A 22,872-nucleotide genomic window follows, 5' to 3' on the forward strand; every position below is an offset into this window, starting at 1 on the left:
TCCCCTTTTGTCATGACTGCACTGGTTCCACTTGCAGCCTGCCATGCGCGCGCCGTGCCACAAAGCCGCCCGGCAACCACACCCCGCCTTGACCTCGCCACTCGCTCACGAGTGCGTCGACCCGGCGCAGGTGCGAGTCGGACAGCTCGGGCACGTTCTCCCGGAGCAGCCAGCGGCGCAGAACGCGGCGCCGGAGGGCGGTGGGCAGGCGTCCGATGTCGTCCACCGAGCGGCAGTCGCCGTCGAACGCCTCGGCCAGTTCGTCCAGCGCGTCGTTGTCCTCGCGCAGGTGGGCGGCGGTGCGGGCGAGGGCGTCGGCCACCCCGCCCTGGAGGACTTCTTCGAGCAGCGGGAGGACCTCGCGGCGCAGCCTGACCCTGGTGTAGCGGGGGTCTTCGTTGTGCGGGTCGCTCCACGGCGTCAGGCCGAGTTCGTCACACGCGGCCCGGGTCGTGGCGCGGGAGATGCGCAGGAGCGGACGGCCCCAGGGCGGGTCGTGCGCGCGCATGCCGGCGATGCTGCGCGGCCCGGAGCCCCGGCCGAGGCCGAGCAGGACCGTTTCGGCCTGGTCGTCCCGGGTGTGGCCGAGCAGGACCAGGCCGCGCTCCGGTCTCAGCGCCGCGTATCTGACCCTTCGGGCTGCCGCTTCGGGGCCGCCCGGTCCGGTGACCTCGACTCGGCGCACCTCGGTGGGCAGGCCGAAGTCGCGGCACGTGCGCGCGGCGCGTTCGGCGACCTCGGCGGAGTCGGGTTGCAGGCCGTGGTCCACGACGACGGCCGACGCCTCCGTGAGGCCGGCCGTGACAGCGGCCAGGGCGAGCGAGTCCGCGCCGCCGCTGACCGCCACGGTGACCTGCTCCGGCCGGTGTTCGCGCAGGAAGCGCTTGACGGCCGTGCGCACGTCGGCGAGCGGGCCGTTCACGGTCGAGTGCTCATGACTGGGTGCTCACGGCTGGGTGTTCACGGTCAGGCGCTCACGGTCGGACGCGACGCAGCCAGCCGGCCGGGTCGGCGATCTCCGCGCGCGTGGGGAGGGTGTCCGGGCTGGTCCAGATGGTGTTGAAGCGGTCCATGCCGACCGCGTCGACCACGTGCCCGGTGAACGCCGCGCCCTCCGCGTACTGGCGGACCTTGGCCTCGACGCCGAGGAGGGTGCGCAGCACGCGGTCCAGCACGCCGCCGCCCTGGCGGCGGGCGGTGAAGCGTTCGCGGATGGTGCGCACGGACGGCACCACGTCCGGGCCGACGGCGTCCATCACGTGGTCGGCGTGGCCTTCCAGCAGTGTCGACAAAGCGATGAGCCGATCAAGCACCTCGCGTTGGGCCGGGCTCTGCAGCAGTTCCACCAGGCCGTCCGCCTCGCGCAGGCGTTTGGGCAGGTCGCGCAGGCGCGGCGCGGTGCTCTCGTCCATGCTGCCGAGCAGGGTGGCGACCAGGCTCGCGAAGTGCCCGGCCAGCCACGGCACGGCGGTGAACTGGAGGCGGTGGGTGCCTTCGTGCAGGCAGACCCACATGCTGAAGTCCTCGCCGGAGACGTCGAGGGCCCGTTGGGCGCCGACGATGTTCGGTGCGACCAGGAGCAGCCTGCCGTCGTCGGAGAACGGGTCGTACTGGCCGAGCACCCGGCCGCTGAGGAAGGCGATCACGACGCCCGCCTGGACGCCGGCCGTGCCCGCCATCACCCCGCTGAACGCGCCGGACTGCTTGGGCAACGCCCCGTCGGTCAGCGCGGCGAGGCCTTGCACGGCGGCGCGCACCCACCCCGGGCGGTCGACCACCTCGCCCTGCTTGAGCGGCAGGCCGTGACCGAGGCCGGTGAGGTCGCGGACGTGCACCTCGGCGTCCACGGCGAGCTCCCGGAGGCGGTGCACGGCGATGTCCGCCTCGGCTCTGGGCACGATCGGGCCGGGGCGGACGAGCCTGGTCGCCGTGGTGACGGCCAGAGCCCAATCGACCGGGGCACTGCGGTCCTGCGTCGCCGGGTTCACCCTTCTGACGCTACCTGCGCGGACCGCCCGAACAACACTCCAGCCCACGTCCCGAGCGTTCAACTCGCCCATTCTGAACGTTGGACACGCGCGTTCTGAACGTTGGACACGCGGGACCTGAAGGTTCGGCTCTCGGGAGAGTCGAACGTTCGGGGCGCGAGAGTCGATCGTTGGGGACCGCTGAGTTCAACGCTCGGGTCGGGTTAGCAGCCGCAGGTGCGGAGGGCGGCGGCCATCTCGTCCAGGGCGCCGCGGACGTCGGCGGCCCTTCCCGGGTTCAACGACATGAACGTGAAGACCAGCAGCCGGCCGTCGGTGGTCAGGACCACGCCGGCCAGGGAGTTCACACTGGTCAGCGTGCCGGTCTTGGCGCGGACCCAGCCGCGGCCCTCCGCGCCGAACTCCTCGTAACGCCCGGCCAGCGTGCCGCTGCCACCGGCCACCGGCAGGGCCGTGAGCAGGGGCCGCAGCTTCGCGGTCTTGGGATCGGAGGCGTCCGGCTTGGCCGCCGCGGCGAGCACGTCCGCCAGCAGCTTCGCGGGCACCTTGTCGTTGGGCGACAGCCCGCTGCCGTCCACGATCGTGGCCGACGACAGGTCGAAACCGTTCTCGGTCAGCACGTCCCGCACCGCCTTGGCCGCGCCCGCGAACGACAGCTCCGCGCCACGTGCCTTGGCCACCTCACGGGCCATCGTCTCGGCCAGCACGTTGTCCGAGATCTGCATCAGGTTCTCGACCAGCTGGTCCACCGGCGCCGACTTCACCTCGCCGAGCACCTTCGCGCCCGGCGCCGCCACACCGGCCGCCACCGCCGGCACGCCCAACCGCTGCGCCAACACCCGCGCGGCCTCGGCGGCGGGCGCGGACGCGCGCGGTGTGTCGTACGCCTTCGGGTCGTTGCGGCCGCCGTCCAGCATCACCGGCTCGATCGGCGCGACGTACCCGTTCTGCACGTCGGCGGGGTCCCAGCCGGGCGCCATCGTGGCGCCCGCGTACCGCGACACGTCGTACTGCACCTGGGTCACCGGCCCGGCGGCACGCACCTGCGCGGCCAGGTCGTCGATCGTCGCCGCGCCGGGGTACACCGTGCTCTCACCGGCGGGCAGGGACGACAGCGTCGGATCGCCACCGCCGACCAGCACCACCGTCCCCGGCTGCGCGCCCTGGACGACCTGCGTCGACAGCTGTGACGTGTGGTCGAGGGCGAGCAGCGCCGCCGCCGCGGTCAGGATCTTGATCGTGGACGCGGGCGTCTGCGGCGTGGTCTCGCCCTGGTTCCACAGCGCCGTGCCGGTCACCGGGTCCACCACGAGACCCGCTATCGGGTTCAGCAAGCCGTTCGCCGCCGGACCGGTCAGCATCGCCCGCACGCCCGCGGCCGTCGGCGCCGCGCCGTCCGCGCCGACGCCCTTCATCGACAGCGCCACCGGCGCCGGTGGCAGGGGCGCGGCGGTCGTCGGCGCGGGCGTGGTGTCGAACCACCCCATCTGGGCGCCGGTCACCGCCGTGCCGGCGAGGGCCACGACCAGCAGCGCCGCGGCGCCGAGCACGAACGGGCGCTTGCGCCGACGAGCCCGCGGTGGCGGCGGTTCTTCACTTTCCGTGATCGGTTCAGCAACCGGTTCAGGTTCCGACTTGATCTCGGTCGCGGGCTCCGGTCGGGGCGGCGGAGGCGGCGCGACGGGCTTCGGCGGCACCCGCACGGGCTTGGCCGGAACCGGCGCCTGCATCCGCATGGTCGGCGGTTCAGGGCGTCTGACCTGCACCGTCGGCGGCTCGCGGTCGACCTCGTCGCCGTCAACGGTCGGCCACGATGGCTCGTCGGGCAACGCAGTCCTCCGCGGTCGAGTACGGGCAACGTCACACCCTCGGCAGGGGGTTGACGAGACGTCGTAGTCCACACTAGTGGCGTAACGAACGGCGAAGACGAGCGAGGACCGCGCAGTGGAGTTCGACGTCACCATCGAGATCCCCAAGGGGGTCCGCAACAAGTACGAGATGGACCACAAGACGGGGCGCATCCGGCTGGACCGGACCCTGTTCACGGCCACTCAGTACCCGGCGGACTACGGGTTCGTCGACGACACACTCGGTGAGGACGGTGACCCGCTCGACGCGCTGGTCGTGGTCCAGGAACCCACGTTCCCGGGCTGCCTGATCCGGGCCCGCGCGATCGGCATGTTCCGGATGACCGACGAGAAGGGCGGCGACGACAAGCTGCTCTGCGTCCCGGCGGACGACCCGCGCTCCGAGCACCTGCGCGACATCCACCACCTCAACGAGTTCTACCGGCTGGAGATCCAGCACTTCTTCGAGGTCTACAAGGACCTGGAGCCGGGCAAGAGCGTCGAGGGCGCGACCTGGGTCGGCCGCACCGAGGCCGAGGCCGAGATCGTCCGTTCGTACCAGCGCCTGAAGGACGCCGTCGCGCGCGGCGAAGACCACTGAGCTGACCGCACGAAGAGGCCCGCTCCCCGATCGGGGAGCGGGCCTCTTCCGCGTTCAGCGGGTCAGTACGGCGTCAGTACGAGGTCGGCGTCAGTGCATCGCGATCGGCGCGGGCGCCTCGCGGTCGGCGTTCTCGTCCTGCACCCGCTCCAGGCCGGAACGGTCGGACAGCGGCACCTCGCGCAGGAACCACACGATCGCGAAACCGACCAGCGTCACCAGGCCGCCGACTAGGAACACCAGGCCGATCGAGCTGGAGAAGCCGTCCAGGAACGGCCGGGCCAGCACCGGGTCGAGCGTCCTCAGGAACTCGGTGTTGTCCAGGTCGAACCCGGTCCCGCTCTGCAACGACCGGGCGAACTCGCCGTTCTCCGGACGGGCCAGCGCCGCCTGGAAGTCCGGCGTGCCCATCGCCGTGCGCAGCGCGTTGCCGATCTTGTCGCCGACCGTGCTGAACAGGATCGACAGGAACACCGCGGTGCCGACCGTGCCGCCGATCTGGCGGAAGAACGTGGCCGACGAGGTCGCCACGCCCATGTCCCGCGGCTCGGCGTCGTTCTGGATGGCCACCAGCAGGGTCTGCATGCACAGGCCCAGGCCGGCGCCCACGAAGAACATCAGCACCAGCGGCTGGAAGATCGGCGTGTCCGTGCCGACCGTGCTGAAGACGAACAGCGTCAGCGTCATCAACCCGAACCCGACGATCGGGAACACCTTGTAACGGCCGGTCTTCGCGGTGATGGTGCCGCTCGTGCCCGCCGCCATCATGATGCCGAGCGTCAGCGGGATCATCATCAGGCCGGCCTCGGTGGCCGAGTAGCCCCTGACGATCTGCAGGTACAGCGGCAGCGAGACCATGGCGCCGAACATCCCGATGCCGAGCACGAAGTTGATCGCGTTGCCCAGCGCGAACGTCTGCCGCTTGAACAGCCGCAACGGCAGCAGCGCCTCGTCACCCATGCGCTTCTCGGTGAACACGAACCCGATCAGGCCGAGCACGCCGACCACGTACATGGCGATCGAGGTGCCCGACGCCCAGCCCCACTCGCGGCCCTGTTCGGCCACGATCAGCAGCGGCACCAGGCCGGTGGTCAGCAGACCGGCGCCGACGAAGTCGATCCGGTGGTTCACCCGCTGGTGCGGGATGTTGAGCACCTTGGCCACCACGACCAGGGCGACCAGCGCGATCGGCACGTTGATCAGGAACACCCAGCGCCAGCCGGCCGTGCCCAGGAACGACTCCATGCCGGCGAACAGACCGCCGACGACCGGGCCCGCGACGCTGGAGATGCCGAACACCGCCATGAAGTAGCCGGTGTAGCGGCTGCGCTCACGCGGCGACGTGATGTCCGCCAGGATCGCCATGGCCAGCGACATCAGACCACCGGCGCCGAGACCCTGCACCGCGCGGAACGCGGCCAGCTCGTACATCGAGTTGGCGATGCCGGACAGCAGCGAGCCCGCGAGGAACAGCGAGATCGCGGTCAGGTACATCGGCTTGCGGCCGTAGATGTCGGACAACTTGCCGTACAGCGGCGTGGAGACCGTCGCGGTGATCAGGTACGCGGTGGTCGCCCACGCCTGCAGCGTCTGGCCGTGCAGCTCGTCCGCGATGGTCTTCATGGCGGTCGCCACGATCATCTGGTCCAGTGCGGCCAGGAACAGCCCGAGCAGCAGGCCCGACAGGATGGTCAGGATCTGCCGGTGGGTGAGCAGAGCGGCGCCGGGTGGCGGCGCGTCGGCTCGAGTTGTCGTTTCCGACATCAGTTCGTCTTCCCTTCTGAGCGCGGCCCCAGTCCGCTCCCAGCGATGAAATCCGGCAGCGCTTTCTCGTAGTCCCCCACGAAGCGCTCGAAGTACTCGATGAACTGGTCCCACTCCTGCGTGGACCAGTCCGTGAACAAGCGGGCCAGCACCACGTTGCGCTGGGTACGGCGTTCCTGAAGCAGGCGGGCGCCCGCCTCGGTCACCGCCAGCACACTCGCGCGGCCGTCCTCCGGGTCCGCCCGGCGTTCCACCAGACCGTCCTTGACCAGCGTCGCCACCTGGCGGCTGACCGTGGACGGGTCGGAGAACACCGCCTCAGCCAGGGCGCTGGACCGTGACGGGCCCAGCTGGTTGAGGTTGGCCAACAACACGAAGGAGGCCTTGTCCAGGCCCGACTTGCTCATGTGCGCGGCGACGCAGGCGTGCATCTTGTTGATGCGTACCAGGGCAATGCCGATCCGGTCGGCCCTGGCGAGCTCTTCGGCCCGCTCTTCGTCACTCGCCGCGGTCGCCATCACACACTCCGTTTGCTTGCATCAACCAACTAGTTGCTGAGTACAAGCATGCACCCGGAGAGGGATCTTGGCAAATCGAATACCCGGTGACTCGCGTCTCGCGGGTTACCGGCCGGTAGCATCCTGGTCATGAGCGCTGACTACTCGTTCGTGCCGGACGCGATGAAGCGGGCCGTGCCGTGGGTGAAGACGATGGGCGTGGAGTTCCCCGAGGTCGCGGGCGATCGGGTGGTCGCCGAACTGCCCGACCGCGAGGAGCTGCGCAACCACGTCGGCGGCCCGCACGCGGCGATGATGTTCGGCGTCGCGGAGACCGCGTCCGGCGCCGTGGTGATGGCCGCGTTCACCGACCACACGGACAAGGCGACACCGCTGGTGGTGCGGTCGGAGATCACCTACAAGAAGGTGGCGATGGGCACCCTGCGTGCCGAGGCCGTGCTGGGGCGGCCCGCGGCGGACGTGGTGGCGGAGTTGGCGTCGGGCACGCGGCCGGAGTTCCCGGTCGGCGTGACGATCACCAACGCGGAGGGTGTCACGACCGGCGAGATGACCGTCGTGTGGACCCTCCGCCCGAACCGCTGATCAGCTCTCGACACCCACCGCAGACTCAAGCCGATTTCCGGCGTGGCGTGCGAGTAGTTTCCGGTGCTGTGAAGGTGGACCGGCTGGAGATCGCGTACGACCCGCGGACCGTGCTCGACGCGGCCCGTGCGGCGGAGGCCGACGGCTGCGACGGTTTCTGGCTGGCGGAGATCAAGCACGACCCGTTCCTGGCGCTCGGACGGGTGGCCGGGCAGGTGGAGCGGGTCGAGTTGGGCACGGCGATCGCGGTGGCGTTCGCGCGCAACCCGATGAGCACCGCGGTGCAGGCCAACGACCTCCAACTGCTCTCGGGCGGCCGGTTCAACCTGGGCCTCGGCTCGCAGGTGGAGCCGCACGTCACCAAGCGGTTCGGCATGCCGTGGTCGCGGCCGGCCGCGCGGATGCGCGAGTTCGTCCTGGCGTTGCGCGCGATCTGGCACAGCTGGGCCACCGGCGACCGGCTGAGGTTCCGCGGCGAGTTCTACACGCACACGTTGATGACACCGTTCTTCGACCCGGGCCCGAACCCGTACGGGACGCCCAAAGTGTGGCTGGCCGGTGTCGGCGAGCTGATGACCGAGGTCGCGGGCGAGGTGGCGGACGGGTTCCTGTGCCACAACTTCACCACCGAGCGCTACCTGCGCGAGGTGACGCTGCCCGCGTTGGCGCGTGGCCGGGCCAAGGCCGGTAAACCGTTGGCGGGCTTGGAGATCAGCGGTCCGTCGCTGGTGGCGTGCGACGAGGAGGCCGTCGTCGAGGTCAGGCGTCAGATCGCCTTCTACGGCTCGACGCCGTCCTACCGCAAGGTCCTGGACCTGCACGGCTGGGGCGACCTGCACGAGGAACTCCACCGCCTGTCCCGACGGCAGCTGTGGGACGACATGGCCGCCGCCGTCACCGACGAGGTCCTGGACGCCTTCGCTGTCGTAGGCACGCCGGCGGAGGCGAAGGCCGAGCTGACCCACCGCTACGGCGACGTGATCACCAGGATCGCGGCCCCGGTCCTCAGAACCGGATGAGGTACTGCCCGCTCGGCTCCTCACGCACCCAATGCCGGAACAACTCCGCCCGCACCCGCGCAACGGTCCGCCGCCGGACCCACCGACGACGCCCCACCCGCGCCGCGAGCACGGCTAACGGCAGGGCCAGCACCGTAAACACGATCATCGTGACCATCGCCCTCACCTCCACGGTGGCAACGACACGGTGACTCACACCTGACGCCAATGGTGAAAAGGTCACCCTGATGGAGCAACCTCGTCTCCGTTTGACTACGCCGGTACGACATCGCAGCCGAACGACGATCCGCCACTCGGAGATCACCACCGCTGATCCGGTCAGCAGGCCGGAAAAAGAAGGAGGGCCGGGTCAGCAACTGACCCGGCCCTCGTCCCGCTGAGCCGCCTATCGGAATCGAACCGATGACCTGTTCATTACGAGTTCGTCAGTGATCGAGTCGGACACTGACGGGCGGTGTCGCCCCGGTCTGATCCGTACTGGTCAGACCGGGGCGACTGCCGTTCCGGGCCGGTCCCTGCCGCTCGCTGATCAGGCGTCCGGGCACACATCGGGCACACCGGTTGGTGTTCAGAAGCGCAGGTCAGGGATGGTGTTCAGGTCGATGCCGTAGAGGGCGTAGACCTTGATGGTGTTCTCTCCGGTCAGCTCTTCCTCGGCGTACCCCAGCAGTGCGGCGACCCGAACGACCTCGTCCTTCGACCCGGCTTCGATCTCGACGTAGGGCGGGATGCGCGGCCACGTGTCGATCTCGACCTGCGCGCCGTCGAGGAGGAAGCTCGTGCGCTTGGTCTCCTGGTAGGACTTCGCGGTGAACCCGAGCACGCCGAGCAGGGCGTTGGTCGTGTCGAAGTCGTCCACGCGCACCTCGGTCTCGTGGGTGCCGTCGATGGCGTCGCTGGTGATCTGCTTGACGGTCAGCGTCACCTCGTCGCCCGTGTCCCGCAGCCTGATCCACTTGGACTGGTCGCCGGGCGTGATGTCGTAGACGTAGCGGCGCATGAACCGCTCGGCGAGCTTCTGGCCGCCCTTGTCGAGGATGAGCTGTTCCATCTGCGCGGGGTCTACGTCGAGGATCTTGCCTTCGAACTCAATGGGCGCTTCGTGCTCGATGGCACTCGCGGTCGTCCTTCCGGGTTGATCGGTGATGGTCTCGACGCTATGCCGCATGGCGGCGGGTGAGTCGGTCGTACTCGACCTCACGCAGGGCCAGCACTTCTGCCAGCACCGGGCCGGTGAGGAAGTCGTCCAGGGTCATGCACAGGTCCATGCGTTGGATGCAGACACCGACCTGATAGCGGCCGGTGCGGTCGTAGTAGAGCCGCACGCCGTAGAAGCCCTCTTGGCAGTCGGTGTCGTTGTTGAACCGGCATCCGGCGCAGGTCTCGGGCAGTCGGACGCGCCGGATCTGCTTGAAGTACACCCGCCGTCCGTCCGGGAGGCGGTAGGCGGTGCGTGAGCCGGACACGCCTGCGGTGATGTAGTGCGTCTCGGCGACAGCTCCGCGCTCAGCCAGGATGCGCTCGATGGCTTCCACCGACGCGGTGCCGTGATCCAGCGAGTTGAGCAGCCGGACCGACAGGTGCGGGGAGTACTCATCGAGCAGGCGGTGCACGCGCGGCGCGTGGCTGTAGTCGAGTACCACGATGTTGGCGCTGGCCTTGACCCCGTGTGCCTCGCACGCGGCGATCGAACGTTTCAGGGCGTCGATCTTGCGTTGCGCGCGATCGGCGTCGCGGTAGCGGGCGTGCTGGACCTCGGCGAGTTCGGCGGCCGTCGTGCCGAAGATCGAGAAGTTCACCCGGTCGAGGCCTGCGGCGGCACAGTCGGGCAGCACGTCCGCTCCGTGCTCACCGTTGGAGGTCATCCCGACCCGCAGACCCGCCTCGGTGGCGATCTTCGTCAGGCGCGCCACGGCGGGGTGCAGAGTCGGTTCACCGCCGGTCAAGTGCACTTCGGTCAGGTGCATCGCGTCGCGTAAGGCGGCGAGGGCGTGCCCTAACTGCTCGTTCGCGGGAACCGGTGCGGGCAGGAACGCCGCGCCGTTGGTGGCGGCGTAGATCGACACGCGCCCGCTGGGACCGGCGGTGGTGAAGTCGCCGAGTGGGCGGCGGCGGTTGTCCACCGCGACCGGTGTGCCCTCGTTGTGGCAGAACGTGCACGTCATGCCGCAGGCGTCCAGGATCTTCACGCGCAGTGTGGAGTCTCTGACGACGTGGACCGGTACACCGGGGGGAGTCATGAGATTGGGTGCCCTTCAGGGTGTTGTGTTGGGCTGGGCGCGGCGGGGAACGTTGTCCGGTCGGGGCGGACGTCGTTCCCCGCCGCGCTAGTGCTCCGGTGACTGGGGTGGCCGTGTGCGGGAGGGGTCCCGCCCTGCCTCACCGGAGCGGTCAGGTGGTCTTGCGAAGCGACACTCCGCGAATCGGATCGGGATTGGCCGGTCGAGCTATGGCGTCCACAGCGCGGGCGCGGACGCGACCACCAGGCAAGGGGCGAACCGCTGGGTCGGCGCGGGCAGGCTCAGCAGACCTTCGACCACGTCGGACAACGAACCAGCGCGTTCCCACACGATTCCGGGCGGCTCGTTGCCGTCCGCGCGCAACGCCATCGCGTCGGTGCTGTTGCGCACCCGGATGGCGTCGTGCCAGCCGTCCGACCAAAGCCGGTAGCCGTCCACCTGGGTGGGCACACCGTCAGCTACGTCTCGGTGGACGAACTGCCATCCCGCGTCCCTGATCGCAACCAGGCCCGCCAAGGCGGGGAACGCACGCACCGCCGCCTCGTCGCTCATACCGCAGTGCTCCGCGCTCCGGTGGGGATGCCGGTCTGGATGCCGAGGTGGGGCAGCGGGTTCCCGTTGACGCGGTGCACGACGCGGTGCCCGCTGAAAGCCCTTCTGCCGTGCAGCCATCGGTGGTTGTCGAGGATGTAGCCCTGTCCGGCGGTCAGGTCCAACTCGATTGCGTGTCGGTCAATCGTCGCTCGCAGCGTCGGCAGCCATCGGCTCACCTCCGGTGAGAACTGGGCGAGATCGTCCATGCGCAGCCTGACGGTGACCTGTCGTTCGGCGTCCTCGGAGAAGATCGCTCCCAAGTGTCCGGATGCTCCACCGAACAGGACCGACCGTGGAGCGCACAGCGCTGCCAGTGCCTCGGGTTCAGCTTCGGCAAGATCGAGGTAGACGGACTGGCCGTCGATCAGCACGCACTCACCACCGCTCGTCGCCGGTCGCGAGCAGCTCAACATCAGCAGCGCGGGCGGGTGAGCAACTCCCGAGCGGTCGGTGTGCGGGTCAAGCGCGCACGCGCTGAACCCGGCGAACCCACTGGGCGCGGCAGGACCCAGGTCAACGAGCGTGGTCACACCGTCCGACGCGCTGTCTCTGTGCGGCACCACGGTCGCGACCGAGCGAGCAAGCCGGAGCAGGTCCGCCGAGTCGGCGAGACCATCCACCAGGACCAGACCGCGACGAGCGAGCACATCCACCAGGCCGAGCGCGTCGTCAGCCGCGACGCGGCAGCCCGCGAAGGGGTCGTTCATCGTCCCTACCTCCCGAAACGGTCGTCTCGTGAGGATCATGGGAGCGCGATTCGACTCAGAACGTCCAGTGACAAGCTGTCAACACAGCGTCGCCGGTATTCGTATGTCTCGGTGCTACGTTGCAGGTGAGCAGCCATCCGCCACTCCGGAGGTCATCGCTGATGGACCAGTTCGTCTACGCCGTCTCGATCAAGGGCGTGGTGGTGCGCGATGGCAGAGTGCTGCTGCTGAAGAACGAGCGCGAGGAGTGGGAGCTACCGGGAGGCCGGATCGAGCCCGGCGAGACGCCCGAGGAGTGCGTGGCGCGGGAGATCACCGAGGAAACGCAGTGGAAGGTGACCACCGGCCCGATCCTCGACACGTGGATGTACTACATCAACGTGGCGGAGAAGAACGTGTTCATCGTGACCTACGGCTGTTACCCGGACGGTGACGCTGAGCCCGTGCTCTCCCACGAGCACAAGGAAGTCGGTCTGTTCACCGAGTCCGATGTGCGCGACCTGAACATGCCGGACGGGTACAAGCGCTCGATCGCGAGTTGGTTCGCGTATTTGCGCGAGACCGACCGGGAACTGATCCGGTAGGCGCTCATGACGGGTGGACGATGCGAGGCGTGCGGGGCCGAGCTGAGCAGGCTGGCCATCGAGCCCATCTGCCCGACGTGCCACGCCAGCGCACGTCACGCACCGCCCGCCATGCCAGCGCGCCCGCTGACCCCGGCGGTCTGGCTGTGGTCGGCTCCCGAGGCCGCAACCGCCCTACGGAGTCGTGACCTGGCGACGATCCTGCGCCTGTACCGCCGGTTGAACCAGCTCAGTCAGGAACGGCTGGCCACGCTGCTCGACTATGACAAGACCTACGTGTCGATGATCGAGACCGGTCGGCGCACCATCAGCGATGTGGCCACGCGGCGCCACATCGCGCGCGTGCTCGGCCTGCCGATGCACGTGCTCGGCGTGACCGACAACGACGATGCCGACTTCGCCGCCATGATCCAGTTCGGCGACTCGACCATCCGCCTGGCCGAGATCGCCCGCCAGGCAGGGCGGGCCGTCGATGCGGTCAACGAGCTGTGGCCACTCGTCGCCAGGTTGGAGGCGCGCGCCGCCGAAGGCCGCGCCGAACGCGACACCTTGATCCTGCTCGGCCAAGGCAGAGCGGCGCTGGGCGTGTCCCTGGGGACCGTGCTGCCCGAGGAACGCTTGTCCGCAGCGGCACGGTGGACCGGAAAGGCGCTGGCAGTGGCCGAGCGGCTGGGCGATTCCACGTTCCTGGCGCACGCACTGCGAATGCACGGCAACGAACTGCGCAAGGCCGATCACATCGGCGCGGCCGTCGCCCGCCTCGGCCGAGCAGTGGCCACGTCCGACGACCAGGAAGGCCGAGGAACTGCGTTCGCGCTGCTCGCTCGGGCAGCGGGCGAGCAAGGCAACCCCGACCTGTTCGATCGCGCGATCAGCGGTTACCGCGATCTTCTCGACAGCGGGAATGCACGCGGGATGCTGTTCAACCCGTTCACCTTCCGAGAGATCCAGCTACGCGGCCTGATCTCGACCGGTCGCGCCGCCGAAGCCGTGCGCGTCATGCAGACCGACCAGCCCAACGCGGTGCCGGTCGCACCGCAGTGGCACATCATCGAACGCGTGACCGCCGGGCAAGTGCTGCTCGCTGCCCGGCAACGAGACGGCGCAGCGGATGCACTTCGGGCAGCGCTGATAGCCTCCGAGACGCACCGCCTGCCGCACCAGATTCAGCGGACCATCCGAGCGGCCGATGACGCCGGACTCGCCGAGATCAGCGCCGATGGCCGTGCCGCTCTCCAACGGCTGAACGATCAGCTCGCGCCGTCTCGCGGTTAGCCAAAGTCTGGGAGTTCCGTACACACAGCGAGCTGCTATGACGTACCGGTCGAGGAAACGACCGCCAGGGGGTCGCCCCCCACCGCTGGTCAGAGCTGCTCTCGTGCGCGCGGGAGCGCTGGCGGCGGGCGCGGACATGAAGACGGTTCAAGAGATGCTCGGCCACTCGTCCATCACGATCACCTCGGACATCTACACGAGCGTGCTGCCCGAGGTCGCCCGAAAGGCTGCCGAGGCAGCCGCCAGCCTCGTCCCTCGCCGGTCCACCGGTACCGATGGGCACACTTCGGGCACACAGCAAGCCCAAGTCAGCTCAGTGCTTCACCTGGTGCAAGGCCCTGAAAAGGAAGAAGGACCAGGTCAGAAGCACTGACCTGGTCCTTATCTCGCTGAGCCGCCTATCGGAATCGAACCGATGACCTGTTCATTACGAGTGAACCGCTCTGGCCGACTGAGCTAAGGCGGCGAGACGCGACAACTATAGCTCAAGCTTTTGCGTCACCTGAGCGGGGGCCGGGTCGTTGGGCGAGGAGTGACGATGCTCACGCGGGCGTCGCACGATGACGCCGTCGTCATGGAGGTAGGACCGCATGCGCCTGATGGCTCTGCCTGCCGCCGCCGTGTTGGTCGTGCTCTGTGCCGGTCCCGCGTTCGCCCAGCCGGCGACCACGCCGGTGCCCGGGCCGCGTGACCCGAACCAGCCGCCGGTGTCCGCGGGGCCCGCCATCCGGGCGCACGCGGTCGGGGACGCGGGGACCGGGTTGGCGGTCGTCAGGCTGGCGCCGGACTCCACGCCGACCAACACGATCCTGCCCGGCTTCGGCGAGCGGCTGGGCGAGCAGTCGGCGGCGGAGATCGGGGTCGGGCTGGCGTCCGCGCAGGCGAACACCGAGGCGTTCCTGTCCTACGAGAGAGCCGTGGCGCAGGCCTCGCCGTTGGGTTTCGCGGTGCGGGGCCGGGCGCCGCAGACACCGGGCACGCTGGTGCAGACCGCCTCACCGGACAACGCGAACCCCGTCACGGGTGGCCTCATGCCGCCCACCACCCCGCTCGACGCCCTGCTCAAGGTCGGTCTCCTCGACGGCAGCGTGCACGCCCGCTGGAACGACGAGCTGGGCCCGTGCGTGCAGCCCCTCGCCGACGCCAAGACCTCCGTGGCGACCCTCAGCGTCCTCAACGCCATCCCGACTCTCCCCAGCTCACTGGACCTGACAGGCCTGCTCACCCAGGTCACGCCGAAGCTCGACGCCGCCGCCAAGCAGTCGCTGATCGACAACGTCAAACAGCTCGCCGCCCCGCTCAGCCACCTCGGCGGCCTGCTCTCCGGCACCCCCGGCACCGGCGCGAACGGCTCGCTGCTCAGCCTCCCGGACACCCTCAGCGCCCACTCCACCGTCGAACTGGTCGACCTCCCCGGCAGCCCGAACAAGGCCGTGCGGTCGACGTCCACGCTCCAGGCCGCGAGCGTCCGGCTCCTGGCCGGCAGCCCGGCGGAGATCCGCATCGACGTGGTGAGCCAGCCGACCCTGGTCGCGCTGTCCACCGGCGACAAGGCGACGTCCGGCATCACGTACACCGCACCGGTCCTCCGGGTCACCCAGAGCGGCAAGGACCTGGGCACGCTCGACGCGGCCAACCCGAAGCTGGACGTCCCGATCGGCGTTGCCCCCGGCGAGAAACTCCCGCGCGTCGGCGCCCAAGGCCTGCCCAAGCTCGACATCGGCGTGTTGCGGCTCCAGATCGCGCAGCTCAACCAGCGGGACACGGTGATCGACGGCCCCCTCCAGCAGGGCGGCCCGATCATCAAGGGGTACATGCTCGGGGCGACCGCGCGCTTGCTCGACCTCCAACTGCTGCCGACCGACGCCCTCGGTCTGCCGAACCTGCCGTCGGCGCTGGCGCAGGTGTCCCTGGGTGAGCAGATCGTGCGCGCGGCCGCCCCGAACGGCGGTGTGGTCTGCGCTCCGGCGCAGGCCCCGCCAGGAGGCGGCGGACAGGCGGCCCCGCCGAAGAAGGACCAGCCGCTGGCCTACACGAACGCGGCGTACAAGACGGTCCCGATCTTCTGGACCGGGACCGCCCTGCTGCTGATCGGCGTGATCATCGTCGCCGCCCTGCCGACCCGCCGCCGTCCGGCGCCGAAGGTCACAAGCCGATCGCCCGAGCCACCGCCTGCGGTTTGAGCACGCGCAACAGCGCCTCCACGAAGTAGTAATCCCCGTACGGCAACGGCACCTCGACACCGATCTCGGCGGGACGGTCGCGCGTGCCGCGTGCCGGCACGGCCTCATGCCGGGTGGACGCCGAGGTCAGGCACGTGCGGCACAGGGCGTCGAGGATCAGTAGCGCGCGATCGCGGTAACGCGCCACGCCGGTCACGCGTGACAGGTCCAGCAGCGCACAAGCCGGGATCGCGCACGCGGAGGCGTCCTTGACGTCGTTCGGGGCCAACGGCGACCGGTAGTCCCACACCGGCACGTGGTCGGGCGTCAACGCGACCAGCGCGAGTCCGCCATCCGCCGCGCGGCGTCCAGGAACTCCGGATCACCGGTCCGCCGGTACATCGTGGTGGCCGGGACTGCGGCCTCAGCCCCGCTGGAGGGTGGTCAGCATGGCCTCGACGGCGATGCGCGGCTTCACGTTCCGTTCCAGCGCGGTCCGGCAGTTCAGCACGGCCTCCAGTCGGCGCAACGTCGACTCCGGCGTCCATGACGACGCGGCCGCACGGGCGTCCTCGGCCCGGTCCGGGTGGTTCAGCACGGCCGGCGCACCGGACGCCGTCACCAGCACGTCCCGGTAGAACGCGGCCAAGTCCACCAACGCCTGGTCCAACGAGTCGCGCTGGGTCCGGGTCGTCCGCGACTTCTGCCGCTTCTCCAGGTCCTTCAACGCGCCCTTCGCGCCGCGGGTCACGGCAGCCGTCCCCTTGCCGGTGCCACCACCACCCATCGCGGTCTCCAGAGCCTCACGTTCGGCCAGGTCACGACCCTCGTTGGCGGTCAACGCATCACCCTCGGCCGCCGACACGAGCTGGTCGGCACAGGTGAAGATGTCCGCCGGACGCCGCAACGCGAGAGGAATCCGCAACACCGCCTCGCGCCGTGCGCGCACCTGCTCGTCCGTGGCCAACCGCCGCGCCCGCCCCACGTGCCCGCCGCACACCGAAGCCGCCCACGACGCCACCTCCGGCGCCACGCCGTCGTACTCCAACGCCGACGCGATGGCCGCGACCCGAGGCGTCGCCAGCGACACGATCCGGCACCGCGACCGGATGGTCACCGAGACGTCGTCCGGGTGGTCCGACGGCGCGCAGAGCAGGAACACCGTCCGCTCCGGCGGCTCTTCCACGGCCTTGAGCAGCGCGTTCGCCGCGCCCTCGGTGAGCCGGTCGGCGTCGGTGATGATCACCACCTGCCACCGCCCGGACGTCGGCCGCCGAGCGGACACCTGCACCAGCGCCCGCATCTCGCCGACGGAGATCGACAGCCCTTCGGGGGAGACCACCCGCACGTCGGCGTGCGTGCCGGCCAACGCCGTGTGGCAGCCGGCGCACGAGCCGCACCCCGGCCGGTCGTCCACGGCGATGCACTCCAGTGCGGCGGCGAACGCCCGTGCCGCTCCCGAACGCCCAGAACCGGGCGGTCCGGTGAACAGCCAGGCGTGGGTCATCGCTCCCGGAGCCGGCGACCCGCCCGCCACGATCGACGCGGCGGCCTCGGCCGCCGCCGACAACACCGCGACCGCCTCGGGCTGGCCGACGACGTCGCCCCACACACCACGGTTCACCACGCGACCGTACCGATCCGTCAGGACGCCCCGGCCACGGGCTTGCTCCGCGCCACCGACATCGTGGTCCGCCGCGCCAGCAGCGGCACCACCGCGACCCGCACCCGTTCGGCGACCTCGTCCTCGGTGCCGTCGGCGTCGACCACGACGTACCGCTCGGGGTCGGCCGACGCCATGTCGGTCAGCAGCTTCTGCACCCGCCAGTGGTGCTCGACGGTGTCCAGCGTGCCGCCGGACTCCCGCACCTGCGACGGCGTCCGGTCCAGCAGCACGGTCATGTCCGGCCGCAGCCGTCCGGTGGCCCAGTCGACCAGGCCCTCCACCTCGCGCGGCTCCACGCTGCCCGCCGCGCTGAAGTGCGCCAACGGGCTGTCGACGTACCGCTCCATCACGACCAGGGCGCCGTTGTCCAACGCCGGCCGCACCTCGCGCTCGACCACGTCCGCCCGCACCGCCGCGGCCACCAGCGCGTGCGCCCGCACCCCGGCCAGGTCGGCGGTGGACAGCAGATTGCGCAACCGCTGCTCGTCCAGATCCGGGTCGGACGCCAGCACGACCTCGCGCCCGGTCTCGCGCAGCGCCTCGGCCAGCCGCCGGGCCTGCACGGACGTGTCCAGCCGGTTGTCGCCCTCGACCGCGATCAGCAGGCCCGCGGTGCGCCGCGCCCGACCGCGCAACACCGCCAGCAGGTCGGACAGGATCGGCTCGGACCGCCGGTTGTCCATCTGCCGGTAGGCGATCAACCCGAGCAGCGCGGCGATCACGCCCGCGCCGAACAGCACTGGACGGGTGCCGTCCACCTGCATCGGGTGGTTGAAGATCGTCACCGTGCGCTTCTGCACCAGCGACACCAGCAGCGGCGCGGCGGCCGACGCGGCGAACAGCACGATCTTCAGCAACGACTGGAGCAGCGCCACGGTCCGGCCGCGCATCGCGTCCTCGACCTGCGAACCGACGATGGTCAGGCCGGTCAGGAACGCCATGCCCGCCGTCGCGCCGACGAACGCCACCGCGACCAGCGCCACCCACAGGTGCGGCGCGAACGCCACCACGAGCAGGCTCAGGCCCGCGACCAGGATCGTCACGCCGAACAGCCGGTCGTACGGCAGCCGCCGGGCCATCCGCGGCGCGGTCGCCATGCCGACCGCCAGACCGACGAACACGGCCACGAACAGCAGGCCGAACGTCGACTCGCCGCCGAGCAGCGAGTCCGCGTACAGCGGCGCGGTGCCGATGACCGCGCCGGCCGCCGCGAACGCGCCGATCATGCCGATGACCAGGCCCCGGACCAGCGGCGTCCGGCCCGCGTACTTCATGCCCTCGCGCAGCATGGCGAAGAAGCCGGGCGCCTTGCCGTTCTCGCGTATGTGCTTGACCGTGGCGATCCGGCCGGACAGCTCCGGGATGCGCGTCGCCACGATGATCGCCGAGGTCACGTACAGCGCGCCGTTGACCATGACCGCGATGGTGGCGATGCGGAATTCGAGGTCGCTGCTCTGCAGGCCCAGGTAGCCGGGGATGCCGGAGATGATCGAGTACAGGCCCGCGCCGGAGATCACCGAGATGCCGTAGGTCATCACCAGGCCGAGCTGGTTGGCCGTCTCCACCTGGTCCGGCCGGCGCAGCAGGTTCGGCACGGCCGAGTCCTTGGCCGGGATCCACAGCATCGCGCAGCAGCCGACCAGGAAGTTCGCGATGAACAGCCACCACGTGGTGCCGACCAGCGCGATGGAGATGAACAGCCCGCCGCGCAGCAGGTCGCAGACCATCATGATCTTGCGGCGGTCGAACCGGTCGGCCAGCACGCCGCCGAGCGGGGCGAACAGGATGCCGGGCAGGAGCTGGGTCAGCACGACCAGGCTGAGCGAGAAGCTCTGCCACTGGTAGCTCTCGGTCATCTGCCGGACCAGGCCGGTCAGCGCCAGCAGTGACAGCCAGTCACCAACACTGCACAGGTAGGTGACACCCCAAAGCCTGCGGAACGGCCGGATCGCCAACACGCTGCGAATCCGGTGGTTGGTCGAAGCCGCTGTGCCGCCGTCTTGGATGGTGCTCACCCCCGCCGATGATGCAGGCCGTAAGGGTAGCCGGACCGATTCACCCGTATGACCACAGCCGCCATTCGGGTGACCGAAGCGAGTTACTTCACCAGGTCGATCACGGCTTCGATGATCTCACGCACCACGTTGAACAGCAGCCCGCTGAGCGCGGCGAGCACCACGAGGCACCCGATCAGCCCACCCTTGCTCTTCTTCGGCCCCTGCTGGATCGCCGTCTGCTTGGGCTGATGACGGGCCAACTCCGCGTGGGGCACGTGCGCCGCCGGCTGCCCGGAGGCCTGCCTGGGCGTCTGTCTGGAGTGCTGCACGGGCCGCAGCGCCTGACCGCGGGCCGAACGGCGGGGCGGGACGTACGCCGGTCCCGGCTGCGGCGGGGGCAGTGGAGCCGGCACCACGATCGGCGGCACGGCGTCGGCCTCGTAGCGCTCGCCGGTCACCAGCCCCGCGAGCGCGTCCGGGAAGACGTGCGGGGGCGGTGGAGCCTGCGTTCCGTCCTTGCCGAAAGGACCAGCGCCGAAATCGTCCACCGCCCCGCCTCCACTGCTAGCTCTTGCTCTTCGCCGGAGCCTTCTTGCGCGCCGGCGCCTTGCGGGTCGCCGGGGCCTTCTTCTTTGTCGTCGGCCCCTTGGCCCGCTTCTCGGCCAGCAACTCGGCCGCCCGCTCGTCGGACAGGCCCTCGACGCTGTCGGACTTGCGCAGCGACGCGTTGGTCTCGCCGTCGGTCACGTACGGGCCGAACCGGCCCTCCTTGACCACCATCGGCTTACCGGACACCGGGTCCGCGCCCAGCTCCTTCAACGGCGGCGCGGCGGCCGCCCGGCCCCGCTTCTTCGGCTCGGCGTAGATCTTCAGCGCCTCGTCGAGGGTGACCGTGAACAGCTGGTCCTCGCTGGTCAGCGACCGCGAGTCGGTGCCCTTCTTCAGGTAGGGCCCGTACCGGCCGTTCTGCGCGGTGATCTCCGCGCCGGTCTCCGGGTCCTTGCCGACCACGCGCGGCAGCGAGAGCAGCTTGAGCGCGTCGTCCAGCGTGACCGAGTCCAACGACATCGACTTGAACAGCGAGCCGGTGCGCGGCTTGGGCGCCTTCTTGGCACCGTCCGGGGCCTCCGGCAGCACCTCGGTCACGTACGGCCCGAACCGGCCTTCCTTGGCCACGATCTCGTGCCCGGTGACCGGGTCGTTGCCCAGCGAGCGGCCTTCCTGCGGCGTCGAGAACAGCTTCTCCGCGGCCTCGCGGTTCAGCTCGTCCGGCGGCAGGTCGTCGGGCAGGTTCGCCCGCTGCGCGCTGGTCTCGCCGTCCGGCCCCTCGACCTCGCGCTCCAGGTACGGCCCGTAGCGGCCGACCCGGACGTAGACCGTGCGGCCCTCCAGGTCCGGGAACAGCGGGATCGAGTTGACCTCGCGGGCGTCGATCGCCTCGACGCTGGAGCCGACCAGCTTCTTCAGCCCACCGGAACGGCCGACCGAGGACTCCGGGCCGACGTTGCCGCCGAAGTAGAACCCGGACAGCCACGTGGTGCGCTCCTGGCGGCCGGCGGCGATGCCGTCCAGCTCGTCCTCCAGCGCGGCGGTGAAGTCGTAGTCCACCAGCCGGCCGAAGTGCTGCTCCAGCAGCCCCACCACGGCGAACGCCACCCACGACGGGACCAGGGCGGAGCCCTTCTTCCACACGTAGCCGCGGTCCTGGACGGTGCTGATGATCGAGGCGTAGGTGGAGGGGCGGCCGATGCCCAGCTCCTCCATGGTCTTGATCAGGCTCGCCTCGGTGAAGCGCGGCGGCGGGGAGGTCGAGTGGCCGTCCGCGGACAGTTCGGCGGCCAGCAGCGACTGGTCCTTGACCAGCTGCGGGAGGCGCGATTCGGCATCGTCGGACTCGCCGCCGGCCTCCGAGTCGACCGTCTCCACGTAGGCCTTGAGGAAGCCGGCGAAGGTGATCGTGCGACCCGACGCGGCGAACGTGACCTGCTCGCCACCGGTCGTGGTGCCCGAGATGCGGACGCTGGTGGTGTTGCCGCGGGCGTCGGCCATCTGGGAGGCGATCGTGCGCTGCCAGATCAGCTCGTACAGCTTGAACTCGTCCGACTCCAGCTCACGGGCCACCTGGCCGGGGGTGCGGAACACCTCGCCGGCCGGGCGGATGGCCTCGTGCGCCTCCTGCGCGTTCTTGACCTTGCGGGTGTACTGGCGGGGCTCCTTGGCCACGAACTGCGAGCCGTACAGCTCGGTGGCCTGCGCCCGTGCCGCCGTGATCGCGGTCTCCGACAGCGTCGTGCTGTCGGTACGCATGTAGGTGATGTAGCCGTTCTCGTACAGCTTCTGCGCGGTGCGCATGGTGCGGTCCGCGGAGAAGCGCAGCTTGCGGCCCGCCTCCTGCTGGAGCGTGGAGGTCATGAACGGCGCGTACGGCTTGCGCGTGTACGGCTTCTCCTCCACCGAGGAGACCGTCATGGTGGCCTTGGCCAGACCCGCGGCGATGGCCCTGGCCTGCGCCTCGTCCAGCACGCGGACCTCGGAGCCGGCCTTGAGCCTGCCGTCGGAGCCGAAGTCGCGGCCCGCCGCGAGGCGGGTGCCGTCGACCGCGATCAGCCGGGCGCCGAACGTGCGCGGCGAGGCGTCCTTGCCCGCGTCCATGGTCGCCGAGACGTCCCAGTAGGAGGCGGTGACGAACTTCATCCGTTCGCGTTCGCGTTCGACCACGATCCGGGTCGCCACGGACTGCACGCGGCCCGCCGAGAGCTTCGGCATGACCTTCTTCCAGAGCACCGGGCTGACCTCGTAGCCGTAGAGGCGGTCGAGGATGCGGCGGGTCTCCTGGGCGTCGACCAGGTCCTGGTCCAGGTCGCGCGGGTTGGCGGCGGCGGCGAGGATCGCGGGCTGGGTGATCTCGTGGAACACCATCCGCCGGACCGGGACCTTGGGCTTCAGCGTGTCCAGCAGGTGCCAGGCGATGGCCTCGCCCTCGCGGTCGCCGTCTGTCGCCAGGTAGAGCTCGTCGACGTCCTTGAGCAGTTCCTTCAGCTCGGCGACGGTCGACTTCTTGTCCGGCGTGACGACGTACAGCGGCTCGAAGTCGTTGTCCACGTCGACCCCGAGCCGGGCCCACGACATGCCCTTGTACTTCGCGGGCACGTCGGCGGCACCCCGGGGCAGATCCCGGATGTGTCCCTTGGATGACTCCACGACGAAGTCGGCCCCGAGGTAAGACGCGATCTTCCGCGCTTTCGCGGGCGACTCGACGATCACCAACCGCCGGTTGCCGCTCGCTGATCCCCCGTTTGTCTTCCTCGCCCGTGTCGATCCAGCCACG

Annotated in this window: 22 protein-coding genes and 1 tRNA gene; 7 read left to right on the forward strand and 16 right to left on the reverse strand. The window is 70.1% G+C overall.

Annotated features, from left to right (window positions below):
* Positions 1-10 precede the first annotated feature (10 nt).
* The 3 genes from tilS to dacB all read right to left on the reverse strand — a co-directional run bounded on the left by tilS (position 11) and on the right by dacB (position 3,817).
* On the reverse strand, positions 11-922 hold the full coding sequence (tilS, locus tag ALI22I_RS37285; RefSeq protein ID WP_077010310.1) for a tRNA lysidine(34) synthetase TilS: 912 nt from the start codon (positions 920-922) through the stop codon (positions 11-13).
* 52 nt (positions 923-974) lie between these two features.
* Complete coding sequence (locus ALI22I_RS37290; protein ID WP_077010311.1) at positions 975-1,988, reverse strand: zinc-dependent metalloprotease; 1,014 nt, start codon at positions 1,986-1,988, stop codon at positions 975-977.
* Between the two features lie 203 nt (positions 1,989-2,191).
* Positions 2,192-3,817: a D-alanyl-D-alanine carboxypeptidase/D-alanyl-D-alanine endopeptidase gene (gene dacB, locus ALI22I_RS37295; RefSeq protein WP_077010312.1), complete on the reverse strand. Its 1,626-nt coding sequence runs from the start codon at positions 3,815-3,817 to the stop codon at positions 2,192-2,194.
* A 115-nt stretch (positions 3,818-3,932) separates the two neighbouring features.
* Here dacB and ALI22I_RS37300 point away from each other — a divergent pair, with 115 nt between their 5' ends.
* Complete coding sequence (locus ALI22I_RS37300) at positions 3,933-4,436, forward strand: inorganic diphosphatase (protein WP_077010313.1); 504 nt, start codon at positions 3,933-3,935, stop codon at positions 4,434-4,436.
* A 90-nt stretch (positions 4,437-4,526) separates the two neighbouring features.
* Here ALI22I_RS37300 and ALI22I_RS37305 read toward each other — a convergent pair whose 3' ends face one another.
* Entirely contained in the window at positions 4,527-6,200 is a 1,674-nt protein-coding gene (locus ALI22I_RS37305) for an MDR family MFS transporter (protein WP_077010314.1), read from the reverse strand.
* On the reverse strand, positions 6,200-6,718 hold the full coding sequence (locus ALI22I_RS37310; protein ID WP_077010315.1) for a MarR family winged helix-turn-helix transcriptional regulator: 519 nt from the start codon (positions 6,716-6,718) through the stop codon (positions 6,200-6,202). The genes ALI22I_RS37305 and ALI22I_RS37310 overlap by 1 nt, the downstream gene beginning before the upstream one ends.
* Before the next feature lie 129 nt (positions 6,719-6,847).
* Here ALI22I_RS37310 and ALI22I_RS37315 point away from each other — a divergent pair, with 129 nt between their 5' ends.
* Both ALI22I_RS37315 and ALI22I_RS37320 read left to right on the forward strand, forming a co-directional pair.
* The gene (locus tag ALI22I_RS37315) at positions 6,848-7,300 is read left to right on the forward strand and encodes a DUF4442 domain-containing protein (protein WP_077010316.1); all 453 of its coding nucleotides are present in this window, start codon (positions 6,848-6,850) and stop codon (positions 7,298-7,300) included.
* Between the two features lie 68 nt (positions 7,301-7,368).
* Positions 7,369-8,319 (forward strand): TIGR03617 family F420-dependent LLM class oxidoreductase, encoded by a 951-nt coding sequence (locus tag ALI22I_RS37320; protein WP_083752294.1) that lies wholly within the window; start codon positions 7,369-7,371, stop codon positions 8,317-8,319.
* Here the strand turns inward: ALI22I_RS37320 and ALI22I_RS51485 are convergent.
* From ALI22I_RS51485 to ALI22I_RS37345, 5 genes are all read right to left on the reverse strand, one after another.
* Positions 8,306-8,476, reverse strand: coding sequence for a hypothetical protein (locus tag ALI22I_RS51485; protein WP_179118492.1), 171 nt, complete (start codon positions 8,474-8,476; stop codon positions 8,306-8,308). The two genes, ALI22I_RS37320 and ALI22I_RS51485, sit on opposite strands and share 14 nt — an antisense overlap.
* Before the next feature lie 411 nt (positions 8,477-8,887).
* Positions 8,888-9,487 carry a class IV adenylate cyclase gene (locus tag ALI22I_RS37330; RefSeq protein WP_083752295.1) on the reverse strand — a complete coding sequence of 200 codons (600 nt, stop codon included), beginning with the start codon at positions 9,485-9,487 and terminating at the stop codon, positions 8,888-8,890.
* Positions 9,477-10,508, reverse strand: a complete 1,032-nt coding sequence (locus ALI22I_RS37335; protein WP_238598758.1) for a radical SAM protein — start codon at positions 10,506-10,508, stop codon at positions 9,477-9,479. The genes ALI22I_RS37330 and ALI22I_RS37335 overlap by 11 nt, the downstream gene beginning before the upstream one ends.
* 258 nt (positions 10,509-10,766) lie before the next feature.
* Positions 10,767-11,111 carry a hypothetical protein gene (locus ALI22I_RS37340; protein WP_077010320.1) on the reverse strand — a complete coding sequence of 115 codons (345 nt, stop codon included), beginning with the start codon at positions 11,109-11,111 and terminating at the stop codon, positions 10,767-10,769.
* Positions 11,108-11,860, reverse strand: coding sequence for a TauD/TfdA family dioxygenase (locus ALI22I_RS37345; RefSeq protein ID WP_077010321.1), 753 nt, complete (start codon positions 11,858-11,860; stop codon positions 11,108-11,110). The genes ALI22I_RS37340 and ALI22I_RS37345 overlap by 4 nt, the downstream gene beginning before the upstream one ends.
* A gap of 161 nt (positions 11,861-12,021) precedes the next feature.
* Here ALI22I_RS37345 and ALI22I_RS37350 point away from each other — a divergent pair, with 161 nt between their 5' ends.
* The 3 genes from ALI22I_RS37350 to ALI22I_RS52570 all read left to right on the forward strand — a co-directional run bounded on the left by ALI22I_RS37350 (position 12,022) and on the right by ALI22I_RS52570 (position 14,092).
* Entirely contained in the window at positions 12,022-12,444 is a 423-nt protein-coding gene (locus tag ALI22I_RS37350) for an NUDIX hydrolase (protein WP_077010322.1), read from the forward strand.
* A gap of 111 nt (positions 12,445-12,555) precedes the next feature.
* A complete protein-coding gene (locus ALI22I_RS37355) occupies positions 12,556-13,719 on the forward strand; it encodes a helix-turn-helix domain-containing protein (protein ID WP_238598759.1) in 1,164 nt (387 codons plus the stop codon).
* 103 nt (positions 13,720-13,822) lie between these two features.
* The gene (locus ALI22I_RS52570; RefSeq protein WP_202971157.1) at positions 13,823-14,092 is read left to right on the forward strand and encodes a hypothetical protein; all 270 of its coding nucleotides are present in this window, start codon (positions 13,823-13,825) and stop codon (positions 14,090-14,092) included.
* Positions 14,093-14,111: 19 nt separating this feature from the next.
* On the opposite strand, the gene ALI22I_RS37365 is transcribed toward ALI22I_RS52570, so the two are convergent.
* A tRNA-Thr gene (locus tag ALI22I_RS37365) sits at positions 14,112-14,185 on the reverse strand.
* Positions 14,186-14,309: 124 nt separating this feature from the next.
* Between ALI22I_RS37365 and ALI22I_RS37370 the strand changes: the two genes are divergently transcribed.
* Positions 14,310-15,902, forward strand: coding sequence for a hypothetical protein (locus tag ALI22I_RS37370; protein WP_077010324.1), 1,593 nt, complete (start codon positions 14,310-14,312; stop codon positions 15,900-15,902).
* Here ALI22I_RS37370 and ALI22I_RS49925 read toward each other — a convergent pair.
* The 5 genes from ALI22I_RS49925 to topA form a co-directional block, all read right to left on the reverse strand.
* Positions 15,865-16,212, reverse strand: a complete 348-nt coding sequence (locus ALI22I_RS49925; protein ID WP_077010325.1) for a hypothetical protein — start codon at positions 16,210-16,212, stop codon at positions 15,865-15,867. The two genes, ALI22I_RS37370 and ALI22I_RS49925, sit on opposite strands and share 38 nt — an antisense overlap.
* A gap of 93 nt (positions 16,213-16,305) precedes the next feature.
* The gene (locus ALI22I_RS37380) at positions 16,306-17,505 is read right to left on the reverse strand and encodes a DNA polymerase III subunit delta' (protein WP_077011118.1); all 1,200 of its coding nucleotides are present in this window, start codon (positions 17,503-17,505) and stop codon (positions 16,306-16,308) included.
* A gap of 20 nt (positions 17,506-17,525) precedes the next feature.
* Positions 17,526-19,562 (reverse strand): bifunctional MFS transporter/dTMP kinase, encoded by a 2,037-nt coding sequence (locus tag ALI22I_RS37385; RefSeq protein WP_077010326.1) that lies wholly within the window; start codon positions 19,560-19,562, stop codon positions 17,526-17,528.
* An 83-nt stretch (positions 19,563-19,645) separates the two neighbouring features.
* Complete coding sequence (locus tag ALI22I_RS37390) at positions 19,646-20,092, reverse strand: hypothetical protein (protein WP_077010327.1); 447 nt, start codon at positions 20,090-20,092, stop codon at positions 19,646-19,648.
* A 16-nt stretch (positions 20,093-20,108) separates the two neighbouring features.
* Positions 20,109-22,871, reverse strand: a complete 2,763-nt coding sequence (topA, locus tag ALI22I_RS37395; RefSeq protein ID WP_077010328.1) for a type I DNA topoisomerase — start codon at positions 22,869-22,871, stop codon at positions 20,109-20,111.
* Position 22,872: the final 1 nt, after the last annotated feature.

Source organism: Saccharothrix sp. ALI-22-I, from assembly GCF_001984175.1.
GTDB lineage: Bacteria > Actinomycetota > Actinomycetes > Mycobacteriales > Pseudonocardiaceae > Actinosynnema.

Excerpts from the sequence above, each read along its gene's own strand:
- ALI22I_RS37370 (WP_077010324.1), top strand. The coding sequence starts at position 14,310 with ATGCGCCTGATGGCTCTGCCTGCCGCCGCCGTGTTGGTCGTGCTCTGT.
- ALI22I_RS37305 (WP_077010314.1), bottom strand. The coding sequence starts at position 6,200 with ATGTCGGAAACGACAACTCGAGCCGACGCGCCGCCACCCGGCGCCGCT.
- ALI22I_RS37345 (WP_077010321.1), bottom strand. The coding sequence starts at position 11,860 with ATGAACGACCCCTTCGCGGGCTGCCGCGTCGCGGCTGACGACGCGCTC.
- ALI22I_RS37315 (WP_077010316.1), top strand. The coding sequence starts at position 6,848 with ATGAGCGCTGACTACTCGTTCGTGCCGGACGCGATGAAGCGGGCCGTG.
- ALI22I_RS37310 (WP_077010315.1), bottom strand. The coding sequence starts at position 6,718 with ATGGCGACCGCGGCGAGTGACGAAGAGCGGGCCGAAGAGCTCGCCAGG.
- ALI22I_RS51485 (WP_179118492.1), bottom strand. The coding sequence starts at position 8,476 with ATGGTCACGATGATCGTGTTTACGGTGCTGGCCCTGCCGTTAGCCGTG.
- ALI22I_RS37330 (WP_083752295.1), bottom strand. The coding sequence starts at position 9,487 with ATGCGGCATAGCGTCGAGACCATCACCGATCAACCCGGAAGGACGACC.
- ALI22I_RS37340 (WP_077010320.1), bottom strand. The coding sequence starts at position 11,111 with ATGAGCGACGAGGCGGCGGTGCGTGCGTTCCCCGCCTTGGCGGGCCTG.
- ALI22I_RS37350 (WP_077010322.1), top strand. The coding sequence starts at position 12,022 with ATGGACCAGTTCGTCTACGCCGTCTCGATCAAGGGCGTGGTGGTGCGC.
- ALI22I_RS37355 (WP_238598759.1), top strand. The coding sequence starts at position 12,556 with ATGCCAGCGCGCCCGCTGACCCCGGCGGTCTGGCTGTGGTCGGCTCCC.